Raw genomic sequence first — 8,088 nt, forward strand, 5'->3', positions numbered from 1 at the left:
ATGAGCTCGGAAGTCCGGTACGTCATCATTCTCGTTGAAGGACAAGGGCTTCCGCTCGCCGTCGTGCGGCTGACCGGGACCGTTGAGGAAGCGTTCACGCACGACCTGGGCTGGGAGCCGTCCGAGCTGCTCGGCCGCGTTCCGTCCGAACAGGACTGGACGACCCGCGAGGTGAGCGCCGGCGAGGCCGACGGATTCCTGGTTGAGATGGTCCGCACGATCCGGTCGCGCGACCACGAGTCGGAGCTGGCGGACTACAAGTACTACGCGTCGTTCAAGGACGCGCTGGGTGTGCTCGACCTGGCCGACGCGGACCGGCTCATCCGCCGGCCGGAGGGCGCCGTCGAGGAGGAGTACGCCGGGCACCAGGCGTGGGAGCCCAGCGAGAAGCTCCACCGCATCGACTCCGGCCTCGACAAGCCGGAGGAGTACGTCGCGCTCAGCCTCGTCGAGGCCGCTCACGTCAAGAAGCTGATCGACGCGCAGTGGGACCGCGGCTGCACCCACCACGTCGTCCTCGTGGACAAGCGCCCGGTGGCCGTGGTCACCCAGGTGGCGAAGGACCCGGCCAGCGAGCTCGCGTTCACCGGCGACCCGGAGCCGCAGCCGTCGAGGTTGCTCGCCCAGGCCACCCGCGAGCCGCGCATGGACGCCGTGCGGACGTCCATGGCGACGGCCGTCGAGACGATGGCACGGCTGTCGATGCGGTGGCGGGCCGAGGCGCGAGCGGGCGAGACCGCCGGCTACGCGGTCTTCCACCAGCTGACCGACGTCCTCGACCTCGACTCGGCGTACGACGTCGTGCCGGAGCCGCAGGGCCAGTTCGCCGTGCCGCTGAACGCCGCGGAGAAGGCCGGCCTCACCGCCCGCCTGCACCTCCGCGCCGCCCGCAGGGAAGCGCAGCCGATCGACGGTCACTTCTACTTCGCGGTCTTCGAACTGCCGCACCAGGTCGTGGACCTGGACAACGCGCACTCGCTCCTCCGCGTCGACGACGCCCAGCAGTGGGAGATCCTGCGCGACGGGCAATGGCAGCCCACGGACAAGCCGCAGAAGCTGCACACGCTGCCGCTCACGAAGCCCGGTCTCGACCGCGTCACCCGTCGGGCGGCGGGGGAGAGGCCGACCCGCTGAGCTTCAGGTAGCGCGCGTGCACGAGCCGCAGCGCCTGCTGTTCTGCTTCCAGGGCGGGAAGTTCCGCGAGCTGCTCGGCCCGGGACAAGCAGAACTTCAGGAACTCCAGCGAGTCGAGCAGGTCGGGGATCACCCACGGCTGGGCCTCGCCGACGCAGCTGCGTTGCAGCGAGATGGCGCTCCGGATCGCCTGCTCCGCCTCGCTCCAGCGGTGCAGGGCGGCGAACGCGTTGGCCATGGACCACGTGGCGATGGCGCACTGGGCGGCGTAGGTGCGCGGTGAGTGCGTGAGGAGCTCGTGCAGCACGCGGATCGCGGTCCGGTAGCCCTCCAGCGCGTTGGCGTGCTCACCGCGGGCGGCCAGGCGGTTCGAGAAGTTCAGCACCACCCTGGCGTACTGCGGGCCGTGCCGCCCGGGGTCGCGCCGGTGCAGGTCCTGGATCAGCGTCAGGGCCTGCCGGCCGACGTCGAACCCGTCCTGGCCCGCATCGCCCAGTGCGATCGCGTAGGTGTCGAGGGCGGTGATGTAGCGCGGCAGGTGCCGATCGGGATCGCGGTCGGCCAGGTCGCGGAGCAGCGCGACCGACTCGGCGGCGAACTCGGCCGCACGGGCCGGGTCTCCGGAGTGGGCCGCGCAGGCGAGACCCAGCGCGACGGCCCGGTCCTCCGGGTCGAGTTTTCGGGAGAGTTCCAGGGCTTCGAGCGACGCGGCCGCCGCACGGGCGTGGTCGTTCACGGCGTGATTGCTCGTCACGACGGTCTGCAGGGTGTCGAAGAGCAGGCCCCTGTCGCCGACGCCACGGGCGATGGCCAGGGCTTCGCCGGCTTTCTCGCGGGCGTACCAGGGGTGGCCGAGCCGGGCCACCGCCTGGGAGAGCGCGACCAGCGCACGGACCCGGAGGTCCTGGCTGTGCGCGTTCTCGGCGGCGCGACGGGCGAACGCGGCGGCCTGGTCCGATCGCCGTCCGTCGAGCCTCTGGACGGCGAGGTGGAGGTCGAGCATCGGGCTGGGTTCGTCCTCCGGATCGGGCTCGGAGCCGAAGGTGTTGCGGGAGAACAGGTCCAGCGCGATCCGGGCGGCCGCCGAGCCCAGCGGCGAGTCCTGCCGGGGCAGGCAGAGGTAGGCGTCGGCGGCGACCTCGTCGCTCGCCGCGGCGAAAGTCCGGTGCAGCAGTTCGATGATCCGCGCGGGGTCCTCGACCGAGGGCGCCGCCTGCGCGAGCGCGGGCAGGTAGCCGTCCGGGTCGTCGGCCGACGCCTGTGCCAGCGCGAGATCCGCGGCCTGGGCGGCGACGCCCGGCACGGATGCCAGACGGCACAAGGATTCCACGGCACGTGGACGATCGGGTTCCGCAACGGCGCGCAGCGCGCCGGCGAGCACGGCGGCGCCACTGTCCGGTTCTCCCAAGGCGCCCAACGCTTCTCGCACCAGCTCGTCGCCTGATTCCACTGGGGAGAGAAAGTCCGCGGTCCGCTGGACGTCGTAGAGCCGCGCGCGGAAGCCCGGCAACGCGGTGAGCAGCGCTTCTGCGGATCGCCTGTCGTGCAAGGGGAACAGGGCGGGAAGCGCCAGAGTCAGGGAAAGGGTGATCGGGTCGTCCTCGAAGCCCAGTCCGGCGTCACGGACTTTCGTTCGCCAGTGCTCCAGGTCTTGGGGCATGGGATCATGTAACCAGCTCTCGTGCTCGTGCAGGGTGACGATCGGGCGACGCCCGTTGCTCGATGCCGCCGTGGCCGACGATCCCGGTCAGATCACCGTCGGCGGATCGCCCTATTCGGGCGTCAATTCGAACCAGGGGTGAAAGGGGCCGGATTTCAGGGTTCGACGGCACGTTTTCGTCAATTCCCGGCGCGGCGACAGGTGCGACCGGACCCGAGACCAGACCACGGCCCCCCGGTGGTCTCATCCGCTCGGCCCAGTCGCCCCCACCAGGCCGAACTGGCCCCCGCCGCGCGAAAACACGGCCTGACCAGCAAGATCACCATCGCACCGAAAACCTTAAAGGCATTTAAAACCAACAGTGTTCTGTTCGCTTTGAACCCCGTCCGTGACCTCCCCGTAGTCATCGGTACAACACCGTTCGACCCCCCGAGGAGACACAGAATGGGCGCTCGACACCGCAAGCCCGCCATGATCGGCGCGGGCGCCGTGCTGGCGGTCGCCGCTGTCGCCGGTGGCATCTTCGCCTTCAGCGGCACCAACTCGAACGCGGCTGAGGACTGCGGTGGACTCGACACCGCGCTCCAGAACAACCTGACCTTCATCGCCGGTCAGCAGGCGAACCCCGACGCGCAGTCGGACGCCCGCATCGCCAACCGGCAGGCGGTCGTCAACCTGATCAACCAGCGGCGTGCGGCCGCCGGTTGTGGCAACAACGTCCAGGCGAAGCCCGAAGCGGGGCAGGCCGCCACGTCCGGTGAGGACTGCGGCGGACTGGACAAGGCGTTGCAGAACAACCTGACCTTCATCGCGGGCCAGAAGAGCGCTCCGGACTCCCAGTCCGAGGCTCGCATCGCGAACCGGCAGGCCGTGGTCGACCTCATCCAGCAGCGACGCAAGGCGGCGGGCTGCAAGGGTGACGGTGGCGCGGCCCAGGCCGGCAACAACGCCGGCCAGGCCGGCAACAACAACGCCGGTCAGGCGCCGGCCCAGCAGCCCACCAAGCAGCCCAACGCGAACCAGGGCAACAACAACGGCGGTGGCGCTACCGGCCAGCAGGTCTGCAACGGCTCGACCGTGACGTTGTCCGGCGAGGGCGGCGAGCCCGCCGCGTCCAGCGGCACGTTCCCGGTCGGCACCACGCTGAAGGTCACGAACCTGGACAACAACAAGTCCACGACCGTCAAGGTGGCGTCGGTGTCCGGCAGCTGTGCGCTGCTGAACAACGCGGCCTTCGAACAGGTCCGTGAGCCCGGCAAGTTCCTGATCCGCAACGCGAAGATCGAGAAGATCGGCTGATCCGTCCACAACGGACGGCACGAGGCCGGGTGTTCCCGTCAAGGCGCGGGGGAACACCCGGCCTCGTGCCGTCCGTTCGCGGTCACCGGGAATAACGATCTCGTGGTGGTCAGAAGTGCGCCCAGGATGAGACCTTGGTCGTCGTGACGGAGAAAGCAACGGCGCCATCTGTCTTCCGGAACACCGCGTTCCTGCGTCTGTGGACCGGAACGACCGCGTCGGGCCTCGCGATGTGGGCGATGCCCTTCGTACTGGGCCTGGCCGTGCTCGAACGCTCGATCACCGCCGTGGAACTGGGCGTCGTACTGGCCACGAGAACCGCGGGTTTCGTCGCCGCGGTCCCCGTCGCCGGTGTGCTCGCCGACCGGCATCCCCGGCGCGCCGTGGTCTTCTGGTCGTGCCTCGTCGCCGCGGTCATGACACCGGTCATCGCGGTGGGGATGGGGAAGTCCCTGCTGCTCATGGCCGTCGCCGCGGCGATCGTCGGTGCCGGCCAGGGCGCCTGCCGCCCCGCGTTCCAGGCGCTGGTGGCCGAGGTGGTGCCGGAATCCGGACGGCAGCAGGCCAACGCGGCGACCACCCTGGCGATCAGGGTGACCACGCTGATCGCGCCGAGCCTCACCGCGCTCGCGGCACTGCTCCTGGACGCCCGCGCGCTGCTCGCGATCACCGCCGTGCTGTGGCTGTGCGCCGCGCTCGTGCCACCGAAGGGGACGGGCAAGCCGGTCCAGATCGGCGAGACCCGGGCGGGCTTCGTCGCCGACTTCCTCGACGGCATCAGAGAGGCACGCCGGCACCCGTGGTTGCTCGGCGGACTCGGCGCGCTGACCGCGATGATCGCCTTCGGCTACTCCGCGACGGCCGTGCTGCTGCCGGTGGTGAGCCGGGACCGCTACGACACGGAGGCGGTGCTGGCGGCCGCCACGACCGCGTACACCCTGGGAGCGCTCGGGGGCGCGGTGCTGATCGCCCGCTGGCGGTCGCGGGCGGCGGGATGGGCCTCGCTGGCCGGACTCGCCTGCTACGGCCTCATCCCGCTGGGCCTGCTGGCACCGGTGCACCCGTTCGTGCTGATCGCCGTGTACGCCGTCGCGGGGATCGGCATCGAGCTGTTCAACGTCCCCTGGTTCACCGCGATCCAGCGCGAGGTCGAACCGGGCAAGCTCGCCCGAGTGTCCTCATTGGACTTCCTGCTCTCCTACGGCCTGGCGCCGCTCGGCCTGGCGTTCATCGCGCCGGCGATCGACCTGTTCGGCGCGAGCGCGGTGCTCGGCGTCTGCGCGGTGATCTGCTTCGCCGCACCCGCCGCCGCCGCGCTGATCCCGTCGTCGCGCGGGTTCACCTGAACTCCAGTCGGCGGAAGTCTGGTCGTTTACGGCCAGGAGGGGCCGATCCCGGCTTGCGCGGCCCGCGCGGCGGGCCGTCAGTCGGGACGCTGCTGCTGGTCGATGTACTCCTTGTACTCCTTGATGATGGACAGGGGCGCACCACCGCACGACGCGGCGAAGTAGGAGGGTGACCAGAAGTGCTGCCCCCACAGGTGTCGGCGGATGTGCGTGGAGAATTCCTGCCGCAGGCGTCGGGAGGAGACGCCGTTGAGGCTGTTGACCAGTGTGGACAGGGCCAGGCTGGGCGGGTGGTGCACGAGCAGGTGCACGTGGTCGGTCTCGCCGTTGAACTCGCGCAGCGCCGAGCCGAGGCCGGCGCACACGTCCCGCATGATCTCCTCGCAGTGGCGCAGGATCTGATCGGTGAACGCGCCACGCCGGTACTTTGTGACGAAGACCAGATGGACGTGAAGGTCGTGGATGACACTGCGTCCCCTGCGTACATCGGTGTCGGGTTCCCATCGTGGTGACGCAGGCCAACGCCATGGTGATCAACGTGAAGCAGGTTGTGCAGGTGAGGTTGCTGCCGTCGCCTGAGCAGGCGTCGGCGCTGGCCGATACCTTGCGCGTCTGCAATACGGCGGCTTCCTGGTTGTCTGAGCGGATGTGCGCCGAGCAGGTGTTCCGGAAGTTCGACGTGCAGAAACGCTTCTACGCCGAATTGCGGGAACGGTTCGGGTTGGCCGCGCAGCCGGCGATCCGGGTGATCGGCAAGACAGTGGACGCTTACACGACACTGCGGGCCAATCTCAAGGCGGGCAACTACGGGCCGCCTGGGTCGGAGCGGCGCCGCAAGGTCGAGGGCACCCCGATCAGGTTCCGTCCGCAGGCCGGGCAGCCGTTCGACGCCCGCTGCCTGTCCTGGTAACTCGGTGACGCGGGCCGCGGCGGGACGGTGTCGATCTGGACGGTCGCCGGTCGGCTGCGCGGTGTGCGGATCGTGGGAAACCCCAGGCATCTCGCCCTGTTGCGTTCCCGGTCGGCGATCGGGGAGACCGATCTGCTGCACCGGGACGGGGTGTGGCTGCTGCACGCCGTCGTCGACAGCCCCGAGGCACCCCGGCGGGAACCGGTGAACGGGTTCCTCGGGGTCGACCTGGGGATCGTCAACATCGCCACCACATCCGATGGCGACCGGATGTCCGGGTCGCGTCTCAACCGCTACCGCATACGCCAACTGCGGTTGCGGAAGCGGTTGCAGGTCAAGAGGACCTCCTCCGCGCGACGGTTGCTCAAGAAGCGCCGCCGCAAGGAGGCCCGGTTCGCCGCCGACGTGAACCATCGGATCAGCAAGAGCATCGTGGCCGAGGCTGAACGCACCGGGCGCGGGATCGCCGTCGAGGAACTGACGGGAATCCGTGTCCGGGTACGGCTTCGCAAGCCCCAACGGGCCACGCTGCACTCCTGGGCGTTCGCCCAGCTCGGTCAGTTCCTGACCTACAAGGCCCACCAGGCCGGTGTGATGGTGGTGCAGGTCGATCCGGCCTACACCTCGCAGACCTGCCACGCCTGTGGGCACGTCGACAAACGCAACCGCCGCAGTCAAGCGGTCTTCCAGTGTGGCCGGTGTGACTTCGTTGGGCACGCCGACCACAACGCAGCGCACAACATCGCGGCCCGCGGTGTCGTGCGCTGGGGCGAAGTCATGCGCCCAGACGCAGCGCCCATCCTGGCAGCCAGCTAGGACGGCAGCAGCAAGCCTGAAAACCGCCGCTTGCGGCGGCTGGCAAGCTCGTTCCTACAGGGACGAGTTCATGACCAGGTCCAGCTGAACCCGCGCACACCGGGCTGCACGTCCAGCGCCACGTCCAGCAGCGTGCGGCCGGGAGTCACGGCGGAACCGTCCGCGAGCTGGACGACGGAGGAGGGCGCGTCGCCCTCGAACGTCACCTCCAGCACGTACTCCCGGGTCGGCAGGCGGAACTTGCGCTCGTAGTTCGTCGCAAGTGGACACGGGTCCTGGTTCACCAGCTCGTGCTCGATCACGACGCTCTCGCCCTTGCGCAGCGGCCGTTCGAACAGCAGCTCCGCGACCAGCAGCCCTTCGGACGGTTCCCGGACCACCTGCCCGACCGTGCAGTTCTTCAGGGCGTTGACCAGCGGCAACGGGCGGTCGTGCGAGTCGACGTGCATGATCACGACCCACCGGTCCGGCCCGGTCATCGACGCCGACAGCACCTGCCGCGACCGGAACGTGCGCTCGGTGCGGTCCGCGCCGATCGTCACGAAGTCCTGCTGGCTCACCCGCAGGAGCTGGTCGTCCCACTGCGTGTCGAGGTCGTGCAGCGCCTGCTCGACGGGTGTCGGGGACGGCCAGAACGCGGACATCGGCGCCGGAGCGTGGCGCAGCCAGCGGCCACGCGGGCGAGGCGGCCCCAGCAACTCCGAGAGGTGGCCCGGCGGCAGCTGCAGGATGTGTTCCAAGTGGACCACGGCCTGCAGCGACTTCTGCCGCTCCGGGCGGCTTCTGCCCGTCTGCCAGTAGCTCAGCGTCGCCATCGAGACCGACACGCCGTTCTGCGAGAGGTGCTCGCGCAGGCGCTCCAGACCGAGACCACGATTCGTGATCGCCGTCCGGAGCGCCTGCGCGAACTCGTCCACGCGAGC

The 8,088-nt window shown here is 69.7% G+C and carries 7 protein-coding genes and 1 pseudogene; 5 read left to right on the forward strand and 3 right to left on the reverse strand.

Annotation, left to right across the window (positions count from 1 at the left end; genetic code table 11):
• Positions 1–1,134, forward strand: a complete 1,134-nt coding sequence (locus ACH413_RS21610; protein ID WP_360035172.1) for a hypothetical protein — start codon at positions 1–3, stop codon at positions 1,132–1,134.
• Here the strand turns inward: ACH413_RS21610 and ACH413_RS21615 are convergent.
• Positions 1,097–2,794 (reverse strand): hypothetical protein, encoded by a 1,698-nt coding sequence (locus ACH413_RS21615; RefSeq protein WP_360035169.1) that lies wholly within the window; start codon positions 2,792–2,794, stop codon positions 1,097–1,099. The genes ACH413_RS21610 and ACH413_RS21615 overlap by 38 nt on opposite strands.
• Positions 2,795–3,313: 519 nt before the next feature.
• On the opposite strand from ACH413_RS21615, the gene ACH413_RS21620 reads away from it, so the two are divergent.
• Both ACH413_RS21620 and ACH413_RS21625 read left to right on the forward strand, forming a co-directional pair.
• Positions 3,314–4,093 (forward strand): hypothetical protein, encoded by a 780-nt coding sequence (locus tag ACH413_RS21620; protein WP_396425130.1) that lies wholly within the window; start codon positions 3,314–3,316, stop codon positions 4,091–4,093.
• 143 nt (positions 4,094–4,236) lie between these two features.
• On the forward strand, positions 4,237–5,439 hold the full coding sequence (locus ACH413_RS21625) for an MFS transporter (RefSeq protein WP_360035163.1): 1,203 nt from the start codon (positions 4,237–4,239) through the stop codon (positions 5,437–5,439).
• Positions 5,440–5,516: 77 nt separating this feature from the next.
• On the opposite strand, the pseudogene tnpA reads toward ACH413_RS21625, so the two are convergent.
• Positions 5,517–5,927 (reverse strand): annotated as a pseudogene (gene tnpA / locus ACH413_RS21630) (IS200/IS605 family transposase); the annotation flags it as partial.
• Positions 5,928–5,944: 17 nt separating this feature from the next.
• Between tnpA and ACH413_RS21635 the strand changes: the two are divergent.
• Both ACH413_RS21635 and ACH413_RS21640 read left to right on the forward strand, forming a co-directional pair.
• Positions 5,945–6,349 carry a hypothetical protein gene (locus ACH413_RS21635; protein WP_360035160.1) on the forward strand — a complete coding sequence of 135 codons (405 nt, stop codon included), beginning with the start codon at positions 5,945–5,947 and terminating at the stop codon, positions 6,347–6,349.
• Between the two features lie 27 nt (positions 6,350–6,376).
• Complete coding sequence (locus tag ACH413_RS21640) at positions 6,377–7,165, forward strand: transposase (protein WP_360035157.1); 789 nt, start codon at positions 6,377–6,379, stop codon at positions 7,163–7,165.
• Between the two features lie 68 nt (positions 7,166–7,233).
• Here ACH413_RS21640 and ACH413_RS21645 read toward each other — a convergent pair whose 3' ends face one another.
• Positions 7,234–8,082, reverse strand: a complete 849-nt coding sequence (locus ACH413_RS21645; protein ID WP_360035154.1) for an XRE family transcriptional regulator — start codon at positions 8,080–8,082, stop codon at positions 7,234–7,236.
• Positions 8,083–8,088 lie beyond the last annotated feature (6 nt).

The sequence above is a fragment of the Lentzea sp. NPDC020367 genome, from assembly GCF_044387305.1.
Classification (GTDB): Bacteria; Actinomycetota; Actinomycetes; order Mycobacteriales; family Pseudonocardiaceae; genus Lentzea.

Excerpts from the sequence above, each read along its gene's own strand:
- ACH413_RS21610 (WP_360035172.1), top strand. The coding sequence starts at position 1 with ATGAGCTCGGAAGTCCGGTACGTCATCATTCTCGTTGAAGGACAAGGG.
- ACH413_RS21615 (WP_360035169.1), bottom strand. The coding sequence starts at position 2,794 with ATGCCCCAAGACCTGGAGCACTGGCGAACGAAAGTCCGTGACGCCGGA.